This is a genomic window from Photobacterium swingsii, assembly GCF_024346715.1.
Taxonomy (GTDB): Bacteria; Pseudomonadota; Gammaproteobacteria; order Enterobacterales; family Vibrionaceae; genus Photobacterium; species Photobacterium swingsii.
The window spans coordinates 3,405,334-3,430,357 of record NZ_AP024852.1; the positions used below are offsets into that span (position 1 = coordinate 3,405,334).

Annotated in this window: 24 protein-coding genes and 1 rRNA gene; 6 read left to right on the top strand and 19 right to left on the bottom strand. The window is 45.2% G+C overall.

Annotated elements, in window-relative coordinates; all coding sequences use genetic code 11:
- Nucleotides 1-237 precede the first annotated feature (237 nt).
- The 7 genes from OCU77_RS15315 to cysG all read right to left on the bottom strand — a co-directional run bounded on the left by OCU77_RS15315 (nucleotide 238) and on the right by cysG (nucleotide 9,406).
- A 16S ribosomal RNA gene (locus tag OCU77_RS15315) occupies nucleotides 238-1,780 on the bottom strand.
- Between the two features lie 713 nt (nucleotides 1,781-2,493).
- Nucleotides 2,494-3,237: a 3'(2'),5'-bisphosphate nucleotidase CysQ gene (cysQ, locus tag OCU77_RS15320; protein WP_084711876.1), complete on the bottom strand. Its 744-nt coding sequence runs from the start codon at nucleotides 3,235-3,237 to the stop codon at nucleotides 2,494-2,496.
- Between the two features lie 24 nt (nucleotides 3,238-3,261).
- Nucleotides 3,262-3,882: an adenylyl-sulfate kinase gene (gene cysC, locus OCU77_RS15325; protein ID WP_048900406.1), complete on the bottom strand. Its 621-nt coding sequence runs from the start codon at nucleotides 3,880-3,882 to the stop codon at nucleotides 3,262-3,264.
- A 23-nt stretch (nucleotides 3,883-3,905) separates the two neighbouring features.
- Entirely contained in the window at nucleotides 3,906-5,633 is a 1,728-nt protein-coding gene (locus OCU77_RS15330) for an SLC13 family permease (protein WP_048900405.1), read from the bottom strand.
- Between the two features lie 3 nt (nucleotides 5,634-5,636).
- Nucleotides 5,637-7,067 (bottom strand): sulfate adenylyltransferase subunit CysN, encoded by a 1,431-nt coding sequence (gene cysN / locus OCU77_RS15335; RefSeq protein WP_048900404.1) that lies wholly within the window; start codon nucleotides 7,065-7,067, stop codon nucleotides 5,637-5,639.
- Between the two features lie 10 nt (nucleotides 7,068-7,077).
- The gene (gene cysD / locus OCU77_RS15340) at nucleotides 7,078-7,986 is read right to left on the bottom strand and encodes a sulfate adenylyltransferase subunit CysD (protein WP_048900403.1); all 909 of its coding nucleotides are present in this window, start codon (nucleotides 7,984-7,986) and stop codon (nucleotides 7,078-7,080) included.
- Between the two features lie 13 nt (nucleotides 7,987-7,999).
- Nucleotides 8,000-9,406 carry a siroheme synthase CysG gene (cysG, locus tag OCU77_RS15345; RefSeq protein ID WP_048900402.1) on the bottom strand — a complete coding sequence of 469 codons (1,407 nt, stop codon included), beginning with the start codon at nucleotides 9,404-9,406 and terminating at the stop codon, nucleotides 8,000-8,002.
- 408 nt (nucleotides 9,407-9,814) lie between these two features.
- Between cysG and OCU77_RS15350 the strand changes: the two genes are divergently transcribed.
- The 3 genes from OCU77_RS15350 (at nucleotide 9,815) to OCU77_RS15360 (ending at nucleotide 13,025) form a co-directional block, all read left to right on the top strand.
- Nucleotides 9,815-11,779 carry a bifunctional 2',3'-cyclic-nucleotide 2'-phosphodiesterase/3'-nucleotidase gene (locus OCU77_RS15350; protein ID WP_107303151.1) on the top strand — a complete coding sequence of 655 codons (1,965 nt, stop codon included), beginning with the start codon at nucleotides 9,815-9,817 and terminating at the stop codon, nucleotides 11,777-11,779.
- A 93-nt stretch (nucleotides 11,780-11,872) separates the two neighbouring features.
- The gene (locus OCU77_RS15355; RefSeq protein ID WP_048900401.1) at nucleotides 11,873-12,454 is read left to right on the top strand and encodes a Crp/Fnr family transcriptional regulator; all 582 of its coding nucleotides are present in this window, start codon (nucleotides 11,873-11,875) and stop codon (nucleotides 12,452-12,454) included.
- Between the two features lie 109 nt (nucleotides 12,455-12,563).
- Nucleotides 12,564-13,025, top strand: coding sequence for a GNAT family N-acetyltransferase (locus OCU77_RS15360; protein ID WP_048900400.1), 462 nt, complete (start codon nucleotides 12,564-12,566; stop codon nucleotides 13,023-13,025).
- Between the two features lie 99 nt (nucleotides 13,026-13,124).
- Here the strand turns inward: OCU77_RS15360 and OCU77_RS15365 are convergent, their stop codons facing one another.
- Nucleotides 13,125-13,811, bottom strand: a complete 687-nt coding sequence (locus OCU77_RS15365) for a LysM-like peptidoglycan-binding domain-containing protein (protein WP_048900399.1) — start codon at nucleotides 13,809-13,811, stop codon at nucleotides 13,125-13,127.
- A 136-nt stretch (nucleotides 13,812-13,947) separates the two neighbouring features.
- Between OCU77_RS15365 and OCU77_RS15370 the strand changes: the two genes are divergently transcribed.
- Nucleotides 13,948-14,568 carry an FKBP-type peptidyl-prolyl cis-trans isomerase gene (locus OCU77_RS15370; protein WP_048900398.1) on the top strand — a complete coding sequence of 207 codons (621 nt, stop codon included), beginning with the start codon at nucleotides 13,948-13,950 and terminating at the stop codon, nucleotides 14,566-14,568.
- Between the two features lie 210 nt (nucleotides 14,569-14,778).
- On the top strand, nucleotides 14,779-15,279 hold the full coding sequence (locus OCU77_RS15375) for a DUF2780 domain-containing protein (protein ID WP_048900397.1): 501 nt from the start codon (nucleotides 14,779-14,781) through the stop codon (nucleotides 15,277-15,279).
- A 108-nt stretch (nucleotides 15,280-15,387) separates the two neighbouring features.
- Here the strand turns inward: OCU77_RS15375 and OCU77_RS15380 are convergent, their stop codons facing one another.
- The 7 genes from OCU77_RS15380 to dusA all read right to left on the bottom strand — a co-directional run bounded on the left by OCU77_RS15380 (nucleotide 15,388) and on the right by dusA (nucleotide 22,518).
- Entirely contained in the window at nucleotides 15,388-16,176 is a 789-nt protein-coding gene (locus OCU77_RS15380) for a phosphoadenylyl-sulfate reductase (RefSeq protein ID WP_048900396.1), read from the bottom strand.
- Nucleotides 16,169-17,860, bottom strand: coding sequence for an assimilatory sulfite reductase (NADPH) hemoprotein subunit (gene cysI / locus OCU77_RS15385; RefSeq protein WP_048900395.1), 1,692 nt, complete (start codon nucleotides 17,858-17,860; stop codon nucleotides 16,169-16,171). The genes OCU77_RS15380 and cysI overlap by 8 nt, the downstream gene beginning before the upstream one ends.
- Nucleotides 17,860-19,677 (bottom strand): assimilatory sulfite reductase (NADPH) flavoprotein subunit, encoded by a 1,818-nt coding sequence (locus OCU77_RS15390; RefSeq protein WP_107303152.1) that lies wholly within the window; start codon nucleotides 19,675-19,677, stop codon nucleotides 17,860-17,862. Before OCU77_RS15390 ends, cysI begins: the two co-directional genes overlap by 1 nt.
- 145 nt (nucleotides 19,678-19,822) lie before the next feature.
- The gene (locus OCU77_RS15395) at nucleotides 19,823-20,056 is read right to left on the bottom strand and encodes a hypothetical protein (RefSeq protein ID WP_048900394.1); all 234 of its coding nucleotides are present in this window, start codon (nucleotides 20,054-20,056) and stop codon (nucleotides 19,823-19,825) included.
- Nucleotides 20,057-20,205: 149 nt separating this feature from the next.
- On the bottom strand, nucleotides 20,206-20,853 hold the full coding sequence (locus OCU77_RS15400; RefSeq protein WP_048900393.1) for a TIGR04219 family outer membrane beta-barrel protein: 648 nt from the start codon (nucleotides 20,851-20,853) through the stop codon (nucleotides 20,206-20,208).
- A 157-nt stretch (nucleotides 20,854-21,010) separates the two neighbouring features.
- Nucleotides 21,011-21,241, bottom strand: a complete 231-nt coding sequence (pspG, locus tag OCU77_RS15405; RefSeq protein WP_048900392.1) for an envelope stress response protein PspG — start codon at nucleotides 21,239-21,241, stop codon at nucleotides 21,011-21,013.
- Between the two features lie 248 nt (nucleotides 21,242-21,489).
- A complete protein-coding gene (gene dusA / locus OCU77_RS15410; protein ID WP_048900391.1) occupies nucleotides 21,490-22,518 on the bottom strand; it encodes a tRNA dihydrouridine(20/20a) synthase DusA in 1,029 nt (342 codons plus the stop codon).
- A gap of 83 nt (nucleotides 22,519-22,601) precedes the next feature.
- On the opposite strand from dusA, the gene OCU77_RS15415 reads away from it, so the two are divergent.
- Nucleotides 22,602-23,681, top strand: a complete 1,080-nt coding sequence (locus tag OCU77_RS15415) for a site-specific integrase (protein WP_048900390.1) — start codon at nucleotides 22,602-22,604, stop codon at nucleotides 23,679-23,681.
- Between the two features lie 17 nt (nucleotides 23,682-23,698).
- On the opposite strand, the gene OCU77_RS15420 is transcribed toward OCU77_RS15415, so the two are convergent.
- From OCU77_RS15420 to OCU77_RS15435, 4 genes are all read right to left on the bottom strand, one after another.
- Complete coding sequence (locus OCU77_RS15420) at nucleotides 23,699-23,950, bottom strand: hypothetical protein (protein ID WP_048900389.1); 252 nt, start codon at nucleotides 23,948-23,950, stop codon at nucleotides 23,699-23,701.
- A 226-nt stretch (nucleotides 23,951-24,176) separates the two neighbouring features.
- Nucleotides 24,177-24,398 carry a hypothetical protein gene (locus tag OCU77_RS15425; protein WP_048900388.1) on the bottom strand — a complete coding sequence of 74 codons (222 nt, stop codon included), beginning with the start codon at nucleotides 24,396-24,398 and terminating at the stop codon, nucleotides 24,177-24,179.
- Nucleotides 24,395-24,571, bottom strand: coding sequence for a hypothetical protein (locus tag OCU77_RS15430; protein ID WP_160314735.1), 177 nt, complete (start codon nucleotides 24,569-24,571; stop codon nucleotides 24,395-24,397). Before OCU77_RS15430 ends, OCU77_RS15425 begins: the two co-directional genes overlap by 4 nt.
- 13 nt (nucleotides 24,572-24,584) lie before the next feature.
- Entirely contained in the window at nucleotides 24,585-24,995 is a 411-nt protein-coding gene (locus tag OCU77_RS15435) for a virion protein (protein WP_146156706.1), read from the bottom strand.
- Nucleotides 24,996-25,024 lie beyond the last annotated feature (29 nt).

Sequence of the window (25,024 nt, forward strand, 5' to 3'; positions counted from 1 at the left end):
ACTTGAATGTGTGTTGTTTTGAGAACTCGTATTTCTGATTCTAAATAAAGAAGCAAAAATACTATTGTAATTGAATCTAACGATTCAATTTACTAGTCAGCTTTCCAGATTGTTAAAGAGCATAACGCAAAAAGCGTTAATCAATAACTGGCGTTATTCATTAGCGCTTTCGCTATTTCTAAAACTATTTTACCAAGCAATCTGTGTGGACACTGCATTAAACAAGCAGTCTATCGTTAAGGAGGTGATCCAGCCCCAGGTTCCCCTAGGGCTACCTTGTTACGACTTCACCCCAGTCATGAACCACACCGTGGTAAACGCCCTCCCGAAGGTTAAGCTATCTACTTCTGGTGCAGCCCACTCCCATGGTGTGACGGGCGGTGTGTACAAGGCCCGGGAACGTATTCACCGTGGCATTCTGATCCACGATTACTAGCGATTCCGACTTCATGGAGTCGAGTTGCAGACTCCAATCCGGACTACGACGTACTTTCTGGGATTCGCTCACCATCGCTGGTTGGCAGCCCTCTGTATACGCCATTGTAGCACGTGTGTAGCCCTACTCGTAAGGGCCATGATGACTTGACGTCGTCCCCACCTTCCTCCGGTTTATCACCGGCAGTCTCCCTGGAGTTCCCACCATTATGTGCTGGCAAACAAGGATAAGGGTTGCGCTCGTTGCGGGACTTAACCCAACATTTCACAACACGAGCTGACGACAGCCATGCAGCACCTGTCTCAGAGTTCCCGAAGGCACTAAGCTATCTCTAGCGAATTCTCTGGATGTCAAGAGTAGGTAAGGTTCTTCGCGTTGCATCGAATTAAACCACATGCTCCACCGCTTGTGCGGGCCCCCGTCAATTCATTTGAGTTTTAATCTTGCGACCGTACTCCCCAGGCGGTCTACTTAACGCGTTAGCTCCGAAAGCCAGTGTTCAAGACACCAACCTCCAAGTAGACATCGTTTACGGCGTGGACTACCAGGGTATCTAATCCTGTTTGCTCCCCACGCTTTCGCATCTGAGCGTCAGTCTTTGTCCAGGGGGCCGCCTTCGCCACCGGTATTCCTTCAGATCTCTACGCATTTCACCGCTACACCTGAAATTCTACCCCCCTCTACAAGACTCTAGTCTGCCAGTTCAAAATGCTGTTCCGAGGTTGAGCCCCGGGCTTTCACATCTTGCTTAACAGACCGCCTGCATGCGCTTTACGCCCAGTAATTCCGATTAACGCTCGCACCCTCCGTATTACCGCGGCTGCTGGCACGGAGTTAGCCGGTGCTTCTTCTGCAGCTAACGTCAAATGATAGCGCTATTAACACTACCACCTTCCTCACTGCTGAAAGTACTTTACAACCCGAAGGCCTTCTTCATACACGCGGCATGGCTGCATCAGGGTTTCCCCCATTGTGCAATATTCCCCACTGCTGCCTCCCGTAGGAGTCTGGACCGTGTCTCAGTTCCAGTGTGGCTGATCATCCTCTCAGACCAGCTAGGGATCGTCGCCTTGGTGAGCCTTTACCCCACCAACTAGCTAATCCCACCTGGGCTAATCTTGACGCGAGAGGTCCGAAGATCCCCCTCTTTGGCCCGTAGGCATTATGCGGTATTAGCTATCGTTTCCAATAGTTATCCCCCACATCAAGGCATATTCCCAGGCATTACTCACCCGTCCGCCGCTCGTCAGCGAAGTAGCAAGCTACTTCCTGTTACCGCTCGACTTGCATGTGTTAGGCCTGCCGCCAGCGTTCAATCTGAGCCATGATCAAACTCTTCAATTAAAGTTTTGTTGGTCTTGCGACCGGCTCAATGAATACTGATTGAATATCGATAACTAGAAGCTAGTCATGATATTCGAATTGACTGTGCCAAATAATAAGTAAACTTGTTATTTGTATTGGTCACTCAGTTCATTGATATAATCTTTTTTGACTATTCATTTCACGAGTGCCCACACAGATTGCATGGTCAAATTGTTAAAGAACATTCAGCGCAACACTTCGTGCTGGCTAGGCTGCGTATAATACGCTACCAATCTTTTCAGTCAAGCGTTATTTTAAATCTTTTAAAACCGCGAAAAGACTGAGGGCAACAAACCAATAAATAGCCTTTCGACCACTCCATTAGGTTTTCACCTCGACACCCTTATTTACCCACATCAAAATAAACAACACAAGCTTAAATCAACAAAGATAAAGTTAAGAACACCTTACCGACATGTTATACACAACTTGTGAATAACTTATTCAACCGTTGTATTCCCTGTCGATGGAGCGGCATTATAGGGAGCCCAGAACAAAGCACAACCCTTTTCTTTGTAATTCTGGCCAAATGCTGCTTTTAAATACCAAAAGCTCCAAAAGAATACAAAATCACATCAATTTCACTGTTCTACATCCAAGAGGATTCCTAAAGGGGGGCGTGGATCTAGTTTAGTAGAGAAAATAAGACTTAGTGCGGTAAAAATGCCCCTATTCAATAAGGGCAATTCTCACTAGACAACTTGGACAATAAAAGAAGCGTTTAACAGATGTGGTCTATGGTAAGTCAACTCTGATCCATCCAGCATACTCACTGTCGCTCCTGCGCTAGTCGCAACACAATGACCCGCTGCAGTATCCCACATCATCGTTGGGCCTAAGCGCGGATAAAACTGTGCTCGGCCTTCAGCAACAAGGCAAAACTTCAGAGAAGAGCCTACTTCGACTAGCTTGTGCTCTCCTAACTGCGCCAAGAAAGCGGCTAAGTCAGGACTAGGATGAGAACGACTTCCGACTACTGTTGGTATAGAAGCCGCTCTAACTTTGATGATATTGCGACGGCCCTGAGTTTGAAGCCAGGCATTTTTACCATCAGCCAACCAAGTTTTGCCTAATGCTGGTGCATGCACTACAGATAGAATAGGTACTCCTTTTTCTATCAACGCAATATTGACCGTAAACTCACCGTTTCTCCGAATATATTCTTTCGTCCCATCGAGAGGATCTACCAACCAAAATGATCCCCAATGTTGACGTTGCTGCCAATCCGTATGAACAGACTCTTCTGATAAGATAGGAATATTAGGCGTCAGGCGTGACAGTTGCTCTAGAATAATCGTGTTTGCGGCAAGATCCGCTTCAGTCACAGGGCTCAAATCTGCCTTTTCTAGTACTTCGATATGACGATGATATCGCATCATAATGGCATCACCTGCCGCTATAGCAATATCAACAATGGGCTCAAGCAATCCTTTCACCTAATCTTTCTCCTTTATAGATTGTTAACTAATAATCTTATGGCGCAGCAAAACTTGAATACATAACTCCACGGATTCTGACACTGTCTGCTCACCAGCATTCAAATGGATCTCTGGCTGCAGAGGTACTTGGTACTCTGAATCAATCCCCGTGAATTGCCTAATTTCACCTGCACGTGCTTTTTTATACAAGCCTTTAGGGTCACGCTTCTCACACTCAGCTAATGCAGTATCAACATAAACTTCAAAAAACTCATCTTTGCCAACTAATTCTCTGACCATTTGACGCTCTTCACGGTGAGGAGAGATAAATGCCGATAATACAATGAGTCCGGAGTCGACCATTAAGTTAGCGACCTCCCCAATCCGACGGATATTTTCGCGGCGATCTTGGGTTGAAAAGCCAAGGTCACGGCACAATCCATGCCGAACATTGTCACCATCAAGTAAATAGGTGTGATAACCCAACTCAACTAATCGATTTTCTAATGCACCCGCAACCGTTGATTTACCAGCACCGCTCAACCCCGTAAACCATAACAAACAAGGTTTTTGGTTTTTCTGTTGAGCACGCTGCTGCTTCTCGACATGGTGCTGATGCCACACTATGTTGACTGACTCTTTCGTTTTCACATCCGTAGACATGTAAGACTCCATTCTGTCTATCGCTAAAAGGGGAATAGCACGGGGATCAAGCCAAGAACCACAACCGAATAAACGATTGATAGCGGCAGACCAACCCGAACGTAATCTCTAAGTTGATAATTCCCTATGGTGTAAACCAAAAGGTTGGTTTGATAGCCATAAGGGGAAATAAAGCTCGCGCTCGCTCCAAATAAGATAGCCATAATAAAAGGCATAGGATCTGCCCCGGAACTCACCGCTAGGCTGTAGGCAATCGGAAAAGATAAAGCCGCTGCAGCATTGTTAGTAACCAACTCTGTAAGAACAAGTGTCAACAAATACACAGCAACTAAAGCCCCATAAAGCCCCCACCCATTGAGCGCAGTCATGAAGAGATCACCAATACGTTCCGATAAGCCACTCGATATCATTAACTGCGCCAATGACAAGGCAGAACCAACAATGACGACAATATCCAGCGGGAAGCGACGGCGAAGCTCAGCAAAAGAAATAATGCCAACAGCGACGAGGAGTAATAAGTAGCCAGCCAACCCTTTAATGATTGGAAAGCCCCCTATCAATGCGCCACTAATAACCGCCATAAACCCCAACAGCACTGCAATACTTTTCTTGCTGTCGAGACGCGCACTCGAATCAAGTCCACTGACCAAAACAAATTCACGGTTCAATTGCTGCTTATTGGCATGGAAGGTTTTGCCTGGCACTACCACCAGCGTATCGCCAGCATGTAACTCAATATTCCCGAGACCACCCGCTAAACGTTCATGGCCCCGACGAATGGCAACCACAACAGCATCGAAACGCTCACGAAATTTCACACTCTTTAATGTGTTTCCTCGGATCCCTGCCGAATGGCTAACAATCACCTCCATCATGGATTGACCATTAAGGTGATGCTGCCCAAACAACTGCAAGCCTTCTATCTCTTGTAAAGTCGTCACACTTTCCACATCACCGCAGAATAACAACCGATCGCCCGCCTGTAATTTGGTGTCAGGACAGACAGGTGCGATAGTTTGTCCATCACGGATCACCTCCGCCAAGAATAAACGTCGCAAAGCACGCAAACCATTCTCTGCAACCGACTTCCCCGCCAAAGGAGAAAGCGGTTCTATTTTAGCTTCAAGAAAGTAAGGTAAAGCATCTTGCTGATGATCATCATGGCTTGGCAAAAAGTAACTAAGAGGTATAACAATCAGCATACCTGCGACCAATACTGCTAACCCAATTAAGGTTGGCGCAAAGAAATTGAGGCTTGGCAGCCCGGCATCTTCAACAAAGCTATTGATAATTAGATTGGTTGAAGTGCCAATTAAAGTCAGGGTTCCCCCTAATATCGCAGCATACGACAGCGGGATCAGTAATTTAGAAGGCGCATGGCGTTGATTACGTTTTATCGCACCAATCAAAGACACCACCACAGCCGTATTATTGGTAAAAGAAGAGAGAAACGCGGTTGATAGACCAAGTTTAGCAATGACACTCGATTGACCACCTCGTGAAATTTGCTGGCCAACCCAGCTGATCAAGCGCGTTTTTTCTAAAGCGATGGAAACAAGGATCAGCAATACCAAAGTCAGTAATGACGAATTAGTAAAATTACCGGCTAAAGTTGCCAAATCAATCATATTGGTTTGGTATCCCATAAACGCAGCACCTGCAAACAGAAATGCAGGTTTGATCCGCGTTGTGAGCAAACAAGTAATTATCACCATTAGCATGGCAAGCACGATGCCTTGTTCCCAGTTCATCGGCTACCCCAGTTTACTGATATCTTTCGCTTCCCAGTGTGGGAAATGCTTCCGTACCAGTGCATTAAATTCCAACTCAAACGCACTGATATTTGCGGCACCAATGCTTTCACTATCTTGAGCTAAAGCCTGTTGGATCATGCCTGCCCCAACTGTCACATTGGTTAAGCGATCAATAATGATAAAACCGCCAGTATCGGTACTGTGTTGATAGCCATCTACCGCTATCGCTTCAGTCAATGTCACTTCGCAAACACCAATACCATTGAGCGGTAATGTGTCAGTCGAAAACGTATCGAGGTTATTAATATCCACTTGATGACGAATAGCTTGTACCGAGCCTACGGTTTTCTTTCCGGCTATTTTTACATCATACTGACGACCTACCTCTAAGGGCGCTTCTGCCATCCAAACAATATCGGCTAGCACACGATCACTGAGGGGCACGTCATCATTTGCGGCAACTATGGTGTCACCACGACTGATATCAATCTCATCAGCCAATGTCAGGGTTACCGCCTGGCCGGGATAAGCTTTTGGTAAATCACCGTCAAAAGTGACAATACGCTCTACGACCGAGGCTTTACCCGATGGCAAGACTTTCACCGCATCACCAGCTTTGATCACTCCAGTTGCAACCGTCCCCGCAAAACCTCGAAAATCGAGATTAGGACGATTTACATATTGCACGGGGAAACGTAGAGCTTCGCTTTCTCGTTCTTGGCCAAAATCGACATTTTCAAGCAAGGTAAGTAAAGAGTCCCCGTTGTACCATGGTGTTTTACTGCTAAGGCTCACCACGTTATCGCCTTCAAGCGCAGACAAAGGCACTAACTGGATATCAATGTTACGATTGAGTTTCTTAGCAAAAGCCAGGTAATCCTCTTTAATCGACTCAAAGCGTGCTTGCTCGAACCCCACAAGGTCCATCTTATTAATCGCGACCACAAAATGGCGAATACCCAGTAAGCTGGCGATATAAGAATGGCGACGCGTTTGATCCAAGACCCCTTTACGCGCATCAATCAGGATCACAGCAACATCACAAGTCGATGCCCCTGTTGCCATATTACGGGTGTACTGTTCATGGCCTGGGGTATCAGCAATGATGAACTTACGCTTTTTGGTCGAGAAATAACGGTAAGCCACATCGATGGTGATCCCTTGCTCACGCTCTGCCTGCAACCCATCCACCAGCAGTGCGAGGTCTGGTTTATCCCCTGTCGTCCCCACTTTTTGACTATCGGTATGAATTGCAGCCAATTGATCTTCATAAATCTGGTGAGAATCGTGGAGCAAACGCCCAATTAGGGTACTCTTTCCATCATCCACGGAGCCACAGGTTAAAAAGCGCAGTAGTGACTTGTTATGGTGCTGGTCAAGGTAGGCTTCAATGCCTAACTCAGCCACTTGTTGTTCAATAAGACTGTTCATCACTCTTTCCTTAGAAGTAACCCTGACGCTTTTTCAATTCCATCGAGCCTGATTGGTCGTGATCAATCGCTCGCCCTTGGCGCTCACTGGATGTCGCGACCAGCATCTCTTCAATGATCCCTGGCAGCGTGTCGGCCTGCGATTCAATCGCCCCAGTTAGCGGGTAGCAGCCTAACGTGCGGAAACGGACACTTTTTTGCTGAATACTTTCCCCCGGTTCGAGCTTCAACCGATCGTCATCAGCCATGATCAACATGCCATCTCGCTCTACCACAGGGCGAACATCAGACAAGTACAGAGGCACAATTTCGATACTCTCTAGGTAGATGTATTGCCAAATATCGAGCTCAGTCCAATTCGATAATGGGAATACTCGAATACTCTCGCCTTTGTTAATTTGACCGTTATAAGTTTTCCATAATTCAGGGCGCTGATTCTTCGGATCCCAGGTGTGGTTTTTATCGCGGAATGAATAAACACGCTCTTTAGCACGCGACTTTTCCTCATCACGGCGTGCTCCACCAAATGCCGCATCAAAACCATACTTATCTAACGCCTGCTTTAATCCTTGAGTTTTCATAATATCGGTATGTTTTGATGACCCATGCTCAAAAGGGCTGATCCCCATCGCTAACCCCTCTGGGTTTTTATGTACCAAGAGATCAAAACCGTATTTCTTTGCCGTGCGATCACGAAATTCAATCATTTCGCGAAATTTCCAGTTGGTATCAACATGCAGCAAAGGAAATGGAATCTTGCCTGGGTAAAACGCTTTACGCGCCAGATGCAACATCACCGATGAATCTTTACCGATGGAATACATCATTACGGGGTTATCGAACTCAGCAGCGACTTCGCGAATAATATGTATACTCTCCGCTTCAAGCTGCTTGAGATGAGTTAATCGTTTCGGGTCCATCACTCTCTCCATGCTATAGACTGACCACTGATCGTGGCTCTGATTGAATATCCTGATTGCCAAACCAACGTAGCTTTTCTGATAGTGTCACGACCTCTCCCACCACGATTAATGATGGTGACGCCGCATTTTTTGCGAGCTCAGCCAGTTCACTTAACTGACCTTTAAAAATTTTCTGATTCTGTTGGGTACCGCGCTCAATAATGGCAATAGGAGTATCAGGCTGACGACCATATTGAAGTAGCTGTTGCTGAATATGGCTCGATTTCATCAAGCCCATATAAATCACTAAGGTTTGCTTCCCACGTGCCAATACCGACCAATCGAGGGGATCATCATCAGATTTAGTGTGGCCAGTAATAAACATCGCGGTTTGCGCGTAATCACGGTGGGTTAATGGGATCCCGGCATACGCCGTCGCCCCTGCAGCAGCGGTAATGCCGGGAACCACTTGGAAAGGGATGCCAGCATCAAACAAGACTTCAAGCTCTTCAGCCCCGCGACCAAACATAAAAGGGTCACCGCCTTTTAAACGCACCACCCGCTTACCTTGCTGGGCATATTTAACGATTAAGCGGTTGGTTTCTTGTTGCGGCACACTGTGAAAGCCCGCGCGTTTACCGACGCAAACCAAGTCTGCATCACGGCGGACTAAATCCATGATTTCATCTGAGACTAAATAGTCGTACAACACCACATCTGCTTGTTGCATCAACTGCAATGCCCGTAATGTCAGCAATCCCGCGTCACCCGGACCTGCGCCAATAAGCGAGACCTCACCTTGTCGCTGCACAGTTTGCGATAAACGGATCAATTCCAATTCAGCAGCTTGCTCTTTTCCTGCAGCTACGAGTTGCGAGAAACGCCCGTCAAAGGCTTGCTCCCAAAACAAACGACGCGTAGCAAAGTCAGAAATAGTACGCTTAAGGCGATCACGAAAACGTCCAGCGATGTTCGCCATTGCGCCTAAGTGTTGCGGTAATAGCGCTTCAATCTTTTCGCGGAGTAAACGCGCCAGTACAGGCGCTTTACCTGAAGAGGAAATCGCAACCACAATTGGAGAGCGATCGATAATAGAAGGAACGATAAAACTGCAGCGCTGGGTGTCATCGACGACATTGACTAATACTTGGCGTTGATTTGCAGATTGATACACTAATGCATTCAGTGCTTTTCGCTCGGTTGCAGCGATGGCAAGAAAAATGCCATCCAGTAGTTCAGGCGTGAATTCGGTGGCAATATGCGAGACTTGAAGATTAGCGACTGCAGAAAGGAAATCGGCATTGAGTTCAGGCGCAACCACACGAACATCCGCTCCTGCTTTGAGCAGCATCTGCGTTTTTCGCCATGCGACAGTATCACCCCCCACCACCACACACGGTCGGTGCTTTAAATCTGCAAAAATTGGCAAGTAGTCCATGCCTGCGCCCTCTTTAATTCCTATTTAGAGCACTATAGACACAGCTTGATATTACCTGAAATTCTAAAATTGTATTTTTTATTCCAAAAAGTTCGCATGAAACTTGGAAAGCAGAAATGAGAGAACACACACAATAAATTACCGCTAATTCGGGTAAAAAAGGCGACAAATGTGCCTAATTGGAATGATGTGGCTCTTTACCTAGTTCTTTTGGATGTAAGTTATGCTGTTTTTTTCTTAAATAGCACGGGCGTCATCTAGACCGAAAATAAGAACTGCTGATGAGATAACATTTATCGCACTTAAAGTGAGAGTTACAGCACATTAAAGTAAGAATCAAACTTTCACTCGACATATTTTTTGTTACCTTAGCGCGGCTTTTCCTAACTCACTTTCTTGGAGTAAATCATGAAATTATCTGCCAAGCCTCTAACTATTGCGGTATTAGGTGGTTTATTGACAATGGCTGGTCCTGCAACAGCAGAGACAATCAAGCTACGTATTCTTGAAACCACTGACATTCACATGAATGTGATGGACTTTGACTACTACAAAGATAAGCCAACGCTAAAAACAGGCTTAGTGCGTACCGCAACATTGGTAAAAGAAGCACGTGCAGAAGTGACCAATAGCCTATTGGTTGATAACGGTGACTTACTTCAGGGCAGCCCAATGGGCGACTACATGGCTGACAAAGGCATTAAAATGGGTGAAATCCACCCTGCTTATAAAGCCATGAACCAGCTAGACTACGAAGTGGGCAATATAGGTAACCACGAATTCAACTACGGTTTAGAGTTTTTGAAAAACTCGATTGCGGGCGCAAACTTCCCATACATTAATGCCAACGTTATTGATGTAAAAACAGGCAAAAATCTATTCACACCATACATCATCAAATCACATACGTTAAAAGATACCGATGGTATTGAGCACGAAGTGAAAGTGGGCTATATCGGTTTTGTTCCACCACAGATCATGATTTGGGATAAGAAGAATCTGGAAGGCCGTGTTGATGCGCTAGATATCAAACAAACGGCTGAAAAGTACGTACCACAAATGAAAGCAGAGGGCGCAGATATCATTGTTGCGATTCCTCACTCAGGTATCTCTACTGATCCGTATAAAGTAAAAGCTGAAAACTCTACTTACTACCTCACCGATGTTAAAGATATTGATGTCATTGCATTTGGTCACTCACATGCTGTATTCCCAAGTAAGAGCTTTGCCAACGTACCTGGCGCTGATATAGAAAAAGGTACCATCAATGGCGTAGCAGCTGTTATGCCGGGTCGCTGGGGTGATCACCTTGGTGTCGTTGACCTTGTACTTGAAAAAGAAGATGCAGGTTGGGAAGTCAGTGATGCGAAAACAGAAGCTCGCCCAATTTTTGATAAAGAAAAACGCGTAGCACTTGTTGAAGCAGACCAGAAAATGGTGAAAGCCGTTGAATCCGATCACAAGGCAACACGTACTTTTGTCAATCAACCGATTGGTAAAGCTAGCGATGTCATGTACAGCTACCTAGCCTTGGTACAAGACGATCCAACAGTGCAAATCGTCAACCTTGCACAAAAAGATTATGTTGAGCGCTTTATTCAAGGTGATCCTGACCTAGATGGTATTCCTGTTCTTTCTGCTGCTGCACCATTTAAAGCAGGCGGCCGTGGTAACGATCCAACAAACTTTACTGAAGTAGAGTCAGGTCAGCTAACATTCCGAAATGCAGCCGATCTTTACCTCTACCCAAATACCCTTGTTGCAATGAAAGTGACAGGTAAAGAAGTCAAAGAATGGCTTGAATGTTCAGCGGCACAATTTAACCAAATTGATGTCAACAGCACAGCACAACAAGGCCTGATCAATTGGGATGGTTTCCGCACTTACAACTTTGATGTGATTGATGGCGTTAACTATGCCATCGACATTTCTCAGCCAGCGCGTTACGACGGTGACTGTAAACTGGTGAATGCTGATGCTGAACGTATTCAAACGTTGACCTTTAACGGCAAACCGGTAGATCCAAAACAGGACTTCATTATCGCTACCAATAACTACCGCGCATACAGTGGTAAGTTTGCGGGTACAGGTGAGAAGTTTGTCGCATTTGCATCACCAGATGAAAACCGTACTGTACTATCAGATTACATCAGCCGAGTGAGCAAAGAGAAAGGTCAAGTGATCCCTAGCGCGGATAACAACTGGCACTTTGCACCACTGAAAAGTGACAAAAAACTCAACGTCACTTTTGAAACATCACCAACAGACAAAGCGGCTGCGTTTATTAAAGAGAAAGGCGTCTACCCGATGACTAACGTCGGTTCAGACAAGGTAGGTTTTGCGGTTTACCGTATCGATCTACAGGCAAAATAAAGTCATCTCCTTTCCCCCTTATAAAGACCGTCGCTTTTGCGGCGGTCTTTTTTTGTTATGCTATCTTTATTCTCACTTCTCAATGAGTTCAGCATGAAAGCAGCACTGCACCATTTTTTACGGCAATTTGGGTTAAATGATGAAGAGGCTCAAGCCGTTACCGCACAAGCAACCCCTCTGGAATTACCGACTCGCCATATCTTGATCCACCAAGGTCAAACCGCGGAACACTTTTACTTTTTAGCTGAGGGAGTATGCCACGCCTGTTACTTAACAGAAGAAGGTCGTGCTTTTAGTAAAGAATTCTACTGGGAACAAGAAACCATTATCGGCTTCGAAGCGCTAACCACGCATGGTCATTCCCCCTTTTTGCTTGAAACGCTGACCACCAGCCGTATCTTAGCCTTGCCAATTCGTTTACTCACACAATGGCGCACCCAACGCCACCCTGTTTATACCGCTTTGCTTGAACGACAGCTCACCTTTAAAGAAAACAAAGAGCGTTTTATGCTGATGTATAGTCCAGAGGAACGCTATCGATTATTTGCTAACAACTTTGCACAACTGGACGTTCAAATCACCGATAAACAACTCGCCTCTTATCTGGGGATCACAGCCACTAGCCTCAGCCGCATAAAAGCGCGACAGGATGAAGAGAAAGGCTTGAAAAAATAACGTAAAAAGAATGACTATTTGAGTAAAGCGATGATAAATAAAGCATCGCCACTATTTCGTAATAATGACTGGCTTTGAAAAGCCGCTCTTGAAGAGATGAGAATACCGTATGCAATGGCACTGTTTACCATTTGAACAACTGACAACTCACCAACTGTATGATCTGCTAAAAGCTCGTGTTGACGTCTTTGTGGTAGAGCAAAATTGCCCTTACCACGAATTAGATGAACATGACCGTCACCCAGACACGCAACATTTACTGGCTTACGATAATGATCAGTTAGTGGCGTATTTGCGTCTTCTTCCTGCAGGTGCGACTTACGATAATGTCAGCATAGGCCGAGTATTAACAACAAGTCATGCACGCGGAAAAGGTCTTGGTCATCAGTTATTAACGAAGGCACTGGACGCAGCACAAACACAATGGCCAGATCAAACCATAGACATTGGCGCACAAGATCATTTGCAAGCATATTATAAAGAATATGGATTTACGGCAATTTCAGCGATGTACTTAGAAGATGATATTCCGCACATTGATATGCGATTGGAAAAAACTATTACTCGTTAATCGAGCTTCACTTCCTCATCAAGCAACAAAGCCGCATGATGCGGCTTTGTTATTTTATCGATAACCTCTGTCGTCCTATATCAGGAATACAAAACCTTTCTACTTACCTCGAGAAAAACTACCATCCGATAAACGGTAGTACATCACAGATTTACCACTGGTCGTTTCAATCTGAATCGCGTCAAGATCGCCAGACGCATTTTGCTTATAGCGGATCCATTGGCCCGACTTAATTTTACTCAAGGGTTTATCTTTACCTTCAATAGCTGCCACCGCGTACAAATCAGATAAAGGCAGTGATTTCTCACGAAAGATATTCGCCAATGTTTGCCCTTGCTGAATTTGGTAACGCTGCCACTCAAGGTCAGGCGCTTTAGTACGCGTCGATACCACTTTTGTTGCCGCCGGCTCGTTTGATACAGTCACCGAAGGAGTAATTGGTTCTAAACGTTGAATACGCTGCGGGGACACCGGCTCAGCTCGCTCTCCAACAGGAGGCAAATCATTGTTGCCCAAATTTAATGACACCTCACGGCGGACACTATCAGCCTCTGGTTCTATCGTTGCACCAGGATCACTCGGCAATAACCACAGCACGATAACCACAGGCACTAATACAGCAAGTGCACGACGGTGTAGTTTCGGCAATGCCAACCAACGCTCTCGCAGTGGGGTTAGCGCCTCTAAACACTTTTCTTTCATCGCAGAGAGAGCCGCGCGATCAAACTGCAACTTTGGCAGTGTCCATTCGCTCTTTTTCTTTGAACGGCGTCTAGCCTGTCCCATAACTATTTCTCCATCACGAATACAGCAGAATACATCTACGACGCAAAAAGGGTGACAATTCTTAACAAGAGTTTACCCACAAGGGTTGAAACTGTTATCCTGCCTGCTTTATTGACTCTAATTAAGAGATGACAAAATGTCTGACGTTAAACTAGATACAGTTGAAACTAAAGCAAGCTACGGTATTGGTCTACAAATGGGCCAACAACTAGCACAAAGCGGTCTTGAAGGCCTTAACGTTGCAGCTATCGCTAAAGGTATCGCAACTTCTCTAACTGGCGACATGCCAGAAATCGAAGTTGACGACATCAACAACGCACTTCGCGATCTACACACTCGTGCAGAAGAAGCGCGTGCAGAGCAAGCTAAAGCAGCTGCTGCTGACGGCGAAGCTTTCCTAAAAGATAACGCACTACGCGAAGAAGTTACAGTAACTGAATCTGGTCTTCAGTTCGAAGTGCTTGTTGAAGGCAACGGTGAAATCCCAACTTCAGACAAACAAGTACGTGTTCACTACCACGGTCAACTAACTGACGGTACTGTATTCGATAGCTCTGTAACTCGCGGTCAGCCTGCTGAGTTCCCAGTAACTGGTGTTATCGCTGGTTGGGTTGAAGCTCTACAAATGATGCCTGTAGGCTCTAAGTGGAAACTATACATCCCACAAAACCTAGCATACGGTGAGCGCGGTGCGGGTGCAGCTATCCCTCCATACGCAGCACTAGTATTCGAAGTTGAGCTTCTAGATATCCTGTAAGTTACCCACTAACTTTCAGTTACAAAACGGCGCGCTTGCGCCGTTTTTTATATGTCCTGTAACCCTCTTATAGCTATAGCATTTTTTAGCCAATTTATTTGCTACGAATGCCACATTCTCCACTAGGCTTAATTACGTTACTGAGCATACGAGTATTTCCTCCAGTGAAATGCATCGACGCTCTAAGCCTTGGTTAAATAGGAGAAAGCCATGAAGTCATTTGCCTCAAAAAGCCACCTTTTCAGCACCATGTTGGCGCTACTTGCCTGCCTGAGTTTCAGTACCGCCGCTAATGCTTTCAGTTTTTCCGATCTGTTCGGTGGCAGTGACGAAAAAACTGAAACCGCCAGTGAAGCACTAAGCAATCCATTGACCGATATGCTAACCAGCCAGCTTGGGATCAGTAACGAACAAGCCACAGGGGGCGCTGGTGCGCTATTAGCTCTTGCGAGCAAACAACTCACAGGCGATCAAGCCAGTGAACTCACCAATATGATCCCCGGTGCTGAAGGGTTAACAGGTGCCCTACCCGCAGGGCTTGGTAGCATGATCACCAATGCAGATAGCTTGAATAAAGTCTTTTCAACACTCGGTATGGATCCAAGCATGGTCAGCCAATTCATTCCCATTGTCATGCAATTTATGGGGGATCAAGGTGCAAGCGCTGGCCTGATGGAAGCCGTGGGCAAAATCTGGAACCCAGCCAGTTAACATCAGTACATTCATTTTTCGCGCGCATAGCATACAGGGTAGCCAAAGCTACCCTGTCAGAGTTATGTAAGCATTGAAAATAAAAGAGTTAACGATTAATACCGAGAGTTAGATCCCCGAACCATCAGACTCAGCATCATCTTCATGTAAGCCACATTCACGCTTTAAACCAAAAAAGCGGGTCTCTTCTTCTTTCATTCCTGGCTCCCATTTCTGAGTAGTATGCACATCACCCACCGACATGTAACCTTGCTCGTATAATGGGTGGTAAGGAAGATCATGATCCGCTAAGTAAACCTCAACGTCCTCATTCGTCCAATCTATCAAAGGTAAAAATTTAAAGACCCCATTTTGGATCGCCAGCACAGGTAAAGACGCCCGTGTACTTGACTGTTCTCGACGTAACCCCGAAAACCAAGTTCCCACTTGCAGCTCATTGAGAGCACGACGCATAGGCTCTACTTTATTGAGTTTGTTGTAGAGCTTAATGCCTTCAACCCCCTGCTCCCATAGTTTACCGTAACGCGCTTCCTGCCACGCAGGGGTCAGCGGTGAACGATAAACCTGAACATTCAATGATAAACGCGCTGTCAGCTCATCGATAAACAAGTAAGTTTCAGGAAACAAATACCCAGTATCTGTCACTATTACCGGAATATCGGCTTTTACCTTGGTCACCAAGTGCAACATCACTGCTGATTGCACCCCAAAACTAGAGGCTAAGGCAAAATCACCTTGAAGGTGATCCAATGCCCAACGAACACGATCTTGTGCTGATAACGCTTCAAGCTCTGCATTAATTTGTGCTAATTGAAGAATTTGATCGACCTTATTTAAAGCCAGTAAATCCTGCAATTGCCAACGTTTTGTCGGCGCAACTGTCGCTGAATTAGGCATAAAAATCCCTCTTAGAGACGAGCACTGGTGCAATAATGCCAGCGCGAACCGTAAAATCACCAAAGCCTTCGTTTTCTTCACGTTCGCGTGCCCAACGCCCGACTAACTCATCAATGTCCGCAAGTATTTGAGCAACAGTAATGTTTTCTTTGTACATTTTCGGTACTCGGGTACCGTTACGGTTACCGCCAAGGTGTAAGTTGTAACGCCCAGGCGCTTTTCCGACTAAACCAATTTCAGCCAGCATGGCGCGTCCACAACCATTTGGGCAGCCTGTCACGCGAGTAATGATGTTTTCCTCTTCCCCAAGCTGATGTTTAGCTAAAATGCCTTCAATATCAGTCACAAAATCAGGTAAAAAACGCTCAGCTTCTGCCATGGCTAATGGACAGGTCGGCAGCGACACACATGCCATCGAATTTTTACGCTGCTCGGTGACACCATCATCAATCAAACCATGATCACGAGCGATCTTTTCGATCCTTTCTTTTTCAGCAACAGGCACACCTGCAACAATAATATTTTGGTTTGCTGTCATACGAAAATCGCCTTTATGGACTTTCGCTATCTCTGACATACCCGTTTTAAGCGGTTTATTAGGAAAATCCAGCAAGCGCCCATTTTCAATAAACAAGGCTAAATGGTATTTACCATCAATGCCTTCGACCCAACCAATACGATCACCGCGATCGGTAAATTCATACGGGCGACTCGCGGTAAATGCCACTCCAGCCCGCTTTTCCACTTCGGCTTTAAAGACATCAGATCCGACTCGGTCTAAGGTATACTTGGTTTTGGCATTTTTACGATTCGAGCGGTTCCCCCAATCTCGTTGAGTTGTCACCACCGCCTCTGCCACGGCGAGGGTATTTTCCAAGGAGATAAAACCAAAATCATCAGCACGACGTGGGTAAGTCGATTTATCACCGTGTGTCATTGCAAGGCCACCACCCACCAGCACATTGAAACCAACCAATTTCCCTTCATCGGCAATCGCGACAAAGTTTAGATCGTTGGCATGCACATCCACATCATTTTGCGGCGGGATCACGACCGTCGTTTTAAATTTACGCGGCAGATAGGTACTCCCTAAAATCGGCTCTTCATCGGTCGTTTCAAGCTTTTCTCCATCAAGCCAAATTTCCGCATACGCACGTGTCTTGGGGAGTAAATGTTCACTGATTTTCTTTGCCCATTCATAGGCTTCCTGATGTAACTCCGACTCAATAGGGTTTGTTGTACACAGCACATTACGGTTCACATCACCCGCAGTTGCAATAGAGTCGATACCAATTTTATTCAGTGTTTGGTGCATTAATTTAATGTTTGGTTTTAGTACCCCATGAAACTGAAACGTCTGACGCGTCGTTAAACGGATACTGCCGTACAAGCTATGCTCTGCTGCAAACTTATCAATCGCTAACCATTGGCTTGGCGTAATCACACCGCCAGGCATGCGCGCACGCAACATCACGTTTTGCAAGGGTTCGAGTTTCTGCTTGGCACGTTCGGCTCGAATATCACGATCATCTTGTTGATACATGCCATGAAAACGGATCAATTGAAAATTGTCGCCTTGAAATGCCCCAGTGACAGGGTTTGCCAAATCTTCCACTATGGTGCCACGTAAGAAGTTACTTTCACGTTTAAGGCGTTCGTTATCTGCTAATTTTTGCTCACTCATTAGTACACATCCTTTTGATAACGCTTACTCTTACGTAACTCAGTTAAATAATCTTCGGCTTGCTCTCGGCTTTGCTGGCCATGCTGTTCAATAATAGTGAGTAGCGCTTGATGGACATCTTTTGCCATCTGGTTCGCATCACCACACACATAAAAGTGCGCACCCGCTTGGAGCCATTGCCACACCTTCGCCCCTTGCTCGAGCAATCGATGCTGCACATAAACTTTCTCAGCTTGATCACGACTAAAAGCCACATCGATTTGATCCATCACACCCGCCTTCAAATACTTCTGCCACTCGACTTGATACAAAAAGTCTTCCGTGAAAGTGCGATCACCAAAGAACAGCCAATTCTTTCCACTCGCGTCACGGTTTTCACGCTCTTGAATAAAGGCACGGAAAGGGGCAATTCCTGTACCTGGGCCAACCATAATGACTGGCGTGTCATCATTTTCGGGAAGTTTAAAATGCTTATTCTCTTCCACAAAAACGCGAACACTTCCCCCCTCTTCAAGACGGTGCGATAGAAAGCTAGAGGCGCCTCCCTGTCGAGTTTCTTCACCTTGTTGATACTCAACAACACCTACTGTTAAGTGGACTTCTTCACCCACTTCTTCTTGGCTCGAAGCGATAGAATAGAGACGAGGGGTCAAGCGACGTAGTAATCCTTGTAACTGCTCGGCTGTGAGCTTGGTTTTCTTTTCTGCCAATACGTCTAATATTTGCGTCTTGCCCGCATAAGTACGTAGCTTGTCTTTATCTGCCACCAGCTTTTCTAGTTTTTTACTGCCTGACAAGGTGGCGTATTGAGTGACGAACTGCGGGTTCGCATTGGTAATTTCATAATGCTTAATCAACGCCTGTAGTAACGGGAGTGATTCACCGTCGACCTCTATCTGTGCATCGTCAACCAATCCAACTTGCGCAATGATTTTAGCGGCAAGGTTAGAGTCATTGTCGTACCATACTCCCAGTGCATCGCCCGGCTGATAGCTTAACCCTGAACCTTCAAGGTCAATTTCGATATGACGTACATCTTTGCCCGAATTACGCCCAGTGATCTTCTGGCTGGTTAATAACGAGGCCTCAAACGGGTGCTGCTTAGTGTATGCCGACACAGCCGCTTGGCTTTGACTAACAGGCAGTTGCACTACCTCGGCTTCACCTGTTGATAAGGTTAGCTTCACTTTTTCTAATGCCGATGTGCGCCATTGTGCGGCTTCAGCTTCATAATCGACATCACAATCTAAACGATCCAGTATCGACTCTGCGCCCAACTTCGCGAGATAACCATCAAAGTCTTTGGCTGTTTGACAAAAGAATTCATAACTAGAATCCCCTAACCCAATCACTGCATATTTTAAATGTGATAAGTTTGGTGCTTTCTTCGACTGTAAAAATTCATGTAATTCAATCGCATCATCGGGTGCTTCACCTTCGCCATGCGTCGAAGCAACAATAATGAGGTGGGTGGCTTTCGTTAAGTGTTTACCTTTGTAATCACCCGCAGAAAAGATCTCAGCACGCATGCCTGCAGCATCCGCTTCTGCATGTAAGGCTTCAGCAAGCCCTTTCGCATTGCCAGTCTGCGAAGCATAGATAATCGTTAACTTACCAGCAGGTTGTGTTGCCACTGCAGCAATAGACTGACTTGCAGTTTGTGTTTGAGCTGTGGGTTGCGTTTGGCTTAACCCCCAAAAGTAACCACTGATCCATGCCATCTGCTGAGGTGACAGTTCTGATGTAGCCTGTTGAAGTTGATCTATTTGTTGATCATTGAGTGGGCTGGCTAAGGCCGAGAGTTCCTTGAGTACCATGACACGACGTTCCCTATACATTGCGTAAGGTTAGATTAGCCACTCAATGAAATAACAAGAAAGAATAGATAAGAATGTTTTATAACTTTTAGTAAGGATAAGGTGCGCAAGAATTTTCCGACTCACATCAGAGAAAGGTTACGATTTAGAAGCTATCGGCAATTCGAACTTGGTGAAATCCGACTTCAAACGCCCGCTCACTTGCAGTATCAACATCTTGGTAGCATTGCTCACTTCCCGCACCGTCCGTCAAAGGGACAAAGCCACCTCGACGATGGCGAAACTCGACAATCCAGCCATCTTCTTGGATTGATGGCTCTACCACGGCTTCGACTAAATCGCTGCGTGCATACAACCCTTGCAGTTCCGTTAATGTCATTAGCCCACTTCCTGATAACTCAGTCATCTATTAAAAATGGTACAAAACTGAGTAAACAGGCAACAAAAAAGCCACGATAATCGTGGCTTTCAATTCATGGGGAGCTGCCCCTAAGGCTTTTTGCACATCTTACAAAGTAAGTGTCACGATTAGATGTCGACTTCTACACCTAGGAACCAACCGTCATTCTTCACTTTTACAGAGTTGTAGCCGTTAATGAATGCAAAATCATGATCCATCACGCGGTAACCTGCACGAAGGTTTAGATCAACCACTAGAGGGATAGTCCACTTAACACCAATTTGTGCATCAACCGTTTTCGTATCGTCGTACGTACCGTAAGTCAGATCACCAAACGCAGATACTGGTGTCATTGGGATGCCGATTTCACCTGCACCGTAAACCGCTGGTTGCCATTCACTGAATGATTTCCCTGCAAATTCACCAGCATTGAACTTAGACATCACCACACCTAGATCCAGCGCAACAGCGTCGTTATCTAGAATTTCGTAGTAAGCAGTGTAATCAATCTGGTTAAACGAAATAGTGCCGTTATCAACATCGCTGTAACGGATACGTGCGTTTGGTACTAGTGGGATAAAGTGTTCAAACGCAATGTGGAATGTGCCCATTGTTTTGTCTTCTGCGTCTACAGAGTTTGAAGCGACTTCTGTTTTACCGCCAGTAAACCATGCATCAGCACCTACTTTTACACCAAGAAGGGTAGCTGCTTGTGCTGGCATTGCTGCTGCAAATGCGACAGCAGCGGCCGCTGCTGTAAGAGTAAATTTATTCATGCAGAGTCTCCGCTCTTAATTTGTATAAAATTCGGGCGAGACTATACCAGATGCTATACAAAATGACCCCATCTGATTTGTTAAACAATGTCTTTTATACAAAAAATAACACTCTCCTGACGTAAGTTTCAGATTGAGTAAAAACTCAATCTTAACCTCAGTAATTCATACGATTACGGTGTGCTTTATCCGCTTTGTGCTCACGATAAAACCAGACACCTAGGGCTATAACAATAAGCCAAGGTAACAACTTAAACATTACGCCTAACATACCAATGACAGCCATCACAGCAAAGCCAGCCGCCACCGCTAAGAACATCCCTAACATACTGATACCAGTAAAGATAAGCACCATCGCAAATGTGAATAGGAATAAAATCTCGACCATACATCCCCCTCTGAATTCTGGCTTAGCAGACAATCTACAACCGCTTTTCTGTGCAACGCCTGCTTAATCACAACGTGATTCATTTAGAACCTAATATATAGACCGCACAAACTGCGCCACTTTCTAGCCAATTAAATAAAACACGTATAATCAGAAAGTTAAACTCAAAAACAAAAAAAGAGCGATGGCTTTTCGCCTATCGCTCTTTATCCACGTGGTCAATTTCACCAACAAATTGGTTAAATCAACTACACGTCTAATTCCGCTGGAATTTTTGCTACCGCTTGTTGCAGTACTTCAATGCCTGCACCCGGCTTATGGGCATTTTCACTGATATGACGACGCCACTGACGCGCACCCGGTAAACCTTGGAATAAGCCCAACATATGGCGAGAGATATGACCAAGGTATGAACCGTTGGCAAGTTGGCGCTCTATATATGGGAACATAGCTTCAACCAGCTCACGCTGCTTGATAATAGGTTTCGTGCTACCAAAGAGACGCTGATCCACTTGCGCCATCATGTAAGGGTTTTGGTAAGCCTCGCGGCCCACCATGACGCCATCCAGATGTTTCAAGTGTTCGTCCATCTCTTCAAACGTCTTAATACCACCATTAATGGCCATCTTTAGATGCGGGAAATCACGTTTTAATTGGTAAACACGCGGGTAATCTAGTGGTGGGATTTCACGGTTTTCTTTCGGGCTTAATCCCTTCAGCCATGCTTTGCGAGCATGAATAGTGAAATCATCACAGCCGCTTTTCTCAGACACTGTCGAAATAAATTGAGTCAAAAACTCATAAGAGTCTTGCTCATCAATACCGATGCGCGTTTTCACCGTAACCGGGATATCAACCACTTCACGCATTGCAGAGACACACTGCGCAACCAAATCGGCTTCACCCATTAAACAGGCACCAAACATACCGTTTTGCACACGATCTGAAGGGCAACCTACGTTCAGGTTAATTTCATCATAGCCACGCTCTTGTGCTAGCTGGGCACAACGCGCCAAATCCGCAGGGTTTGACCCACCCAGTTGTAACGCTAATGGGTGCTCTTCTTCGTTGTACGCAAGAAAGTCGCCTTTACCATGAATAATAGCGCCCGTTGTCACCATCTCGGTATAAAGCAACGCATGCTCACTCATCAAGCGGTGAAAGTAACGACAGTGGCGGTCAGTCCAATCGAGCATAGGCGCGACAGAGAAACGGCAAGAGGGGTAATCACCAGCAACGCCGCTAATTTCCTGATGTTTATCAACATTTAATGTCATTTCGAATTACCTGTAATATCGTTGAAATTGCTTGAATTTCGTTCTACAGTACCCCTCATAGTACCCCCGACAGAGTAGGACAAATGGCATCTTTCACGGTAGAAAAACGACAACTCAAAAGCGGCGAACTGCGGTACAAAGCAACTGTTTTCGTAAAAAAGAACTCGCGGATTATACATCGAGAATCGAAAACTTTCAGAAAAAAGGATTTAGCTCGCACTTTTGGGCGAAATCGAGTTCTGGAATTAGAATCTAAAGGGGTACAAATTAATAACTCAGTCCCCCTAGGGGTACTGCTTGACCGTTTCATGAATGATGCTGATTTATGGAATAAAACTGGACGAACCAAGCGCTATGTCATTCAAATGCTAAGAGATTGCGATATAGCGAACATTGACAGCAACCAATTAAGAACAAGCGATCTTATAGAACACTGTCGAAACAGAAGATCAGCAGGAGCAAAACCTGCCACGGTTTACCATGACATAGCTTACCTACGCTCGGTAATGAAAAAAGCTACACCTGTTTTTAATATCAATGCGAACTATCCAATTTTCGATGAAGCAGTCCCTGTACTGATAGATATGGGACTCGTAGGTAAAAGTCAAAAACGCACCCGACGCCCTACAGAGACAGAGCTAGACAGGCTCAAAGAAGGGCTGAAAGCACGTCAGGACTTTCGCTCCAACGGCAAAACACGAATACCTTTCTTAGATATTCTGGATTTCAGCATTTTGACCTGTATGCGAATTGGGGAAGTATGCAAACTCCGTTGGGAAGATCTAAACGAAGAACACAAAACCATTGTTGTCCGTGACCGTAAAGACCCTCGCAAAAAAGAGGGAAACCACATGATTGTTCCATTGCTAGCTGAATCGTTCGACATTGCTATGAACCAGCCCAAAACAAACGAACTGATTTTCCCTTACAACCCGCGCAGTGTCACAGCAGGCTTTCAAAGAGTAAGAAACAGTTTAGGCATTGAAGACTTGCGCTATCACGACATGAGGCGAGAAGGAGCTAGTAGGCTGTTTGAAAAAGGGTATTCGATAGAGGAAGTAGCGCAGGTAACTGGGCATAGAAACATCAATATTTTATGGCAAGTCTACACTCAATTATTACCACATAAACTACACAACAAACAAAAAAATAAAGCTCGCTAAAAGCGAGCTTATACATTTCATTTCAACTGGTTAGGGTTACCATCCGTATTTATCGATGCCCAATTAGTAACCTCTGACACCATAATCGCATCATCACCATCAATAATGCTTTTAAAATGATCTCGCAACCGTGATGGTGATGTATTATCACGCTTAAAACACCAAGTAGACTCTAAAATTCGAACTGCATTATATTCCTTCAGCTCTGTATACAACTTTTGATAATCTCGTGATTTCCTTAAGTCATAAGTAATAAAATATAAAGCCATGCTTACCTCTAATTAATAGCTATAAAACAGGCAATCATATTAAACCCACAAAGTTGCACAGTTATGAGATGCATATCATGAAACAACATAATATTGAAAATCTTATCCTAACACCTTTGTTTCCAGTCGAATGAGACGATTATTATGCCTCCAAAAGATAGCGATAATAACCAGCATTGAGGGCGGTAAGCCCATTGAAGTAAAGTATTGCAACACCTCAACCATATCACTTGAACTCATTTCTCAAGGTTTCCCATACACCAAGCACAACAGGAACAGCTGTACCAATTAAACCACCATAGCTCACACCCGCATCAGTGACGGTTGCCGTTAGTAACTCAGGGTGACCAACAGCAAGCGCCACACCAGCACCAAGTAACGCGATACCTTTTTTAGTCGATGGTTGGTCTACATCAATGTTCAAAATATCCTTTAGAAAATCTTTCATAGTAACTTACTCTTTTTCAGATATTTGATGGTGTAAGCAGCCGCTACACCACCAATGACTGTAACTGTAATTTTTGCAGCTACTCCAGCCCAAAGATTGGGTTCAGGGGCTTTTACTTTCTTCACTTTTTTAGGTTCTTTGCTTAAAGCCTGCACGGCCTGATGTTCAAACATCACAGCCCCTTACTCACGCTAATGCGATACCAGCCATCACATCACTAAGTGGAAATTCAATACCAACTTCCATACGAGCCATTGCACGCAATACCGAGGCCATTTCACGGTCATTATTTGTGTCTACTACATGGCTTGGAGGTAAACCAGCCCACTGACAAACAAGGCTGACATAGCGTTCCGAATCATTTTCATTTGGTGGCGCAAATGTATTAACAATATCTGTAATGGTGCGAACCTTACGATTTCGGTAACTTTTCAGCACCCGAGCACCAGCACGAAAGCCCCACTTATTATGGCTAAAAGTACAAAAACGCCCGTTACGCCCTGTTTGACCTTTCCAGTTATTACGCTCGTTATACTCAATATTAAGCGGGTTCTTATTACGAATCCCCACCGCACCACCTTGCCCTGATTTAGTCATACTGACCGCGTCCTTTTTCAATTTAAACG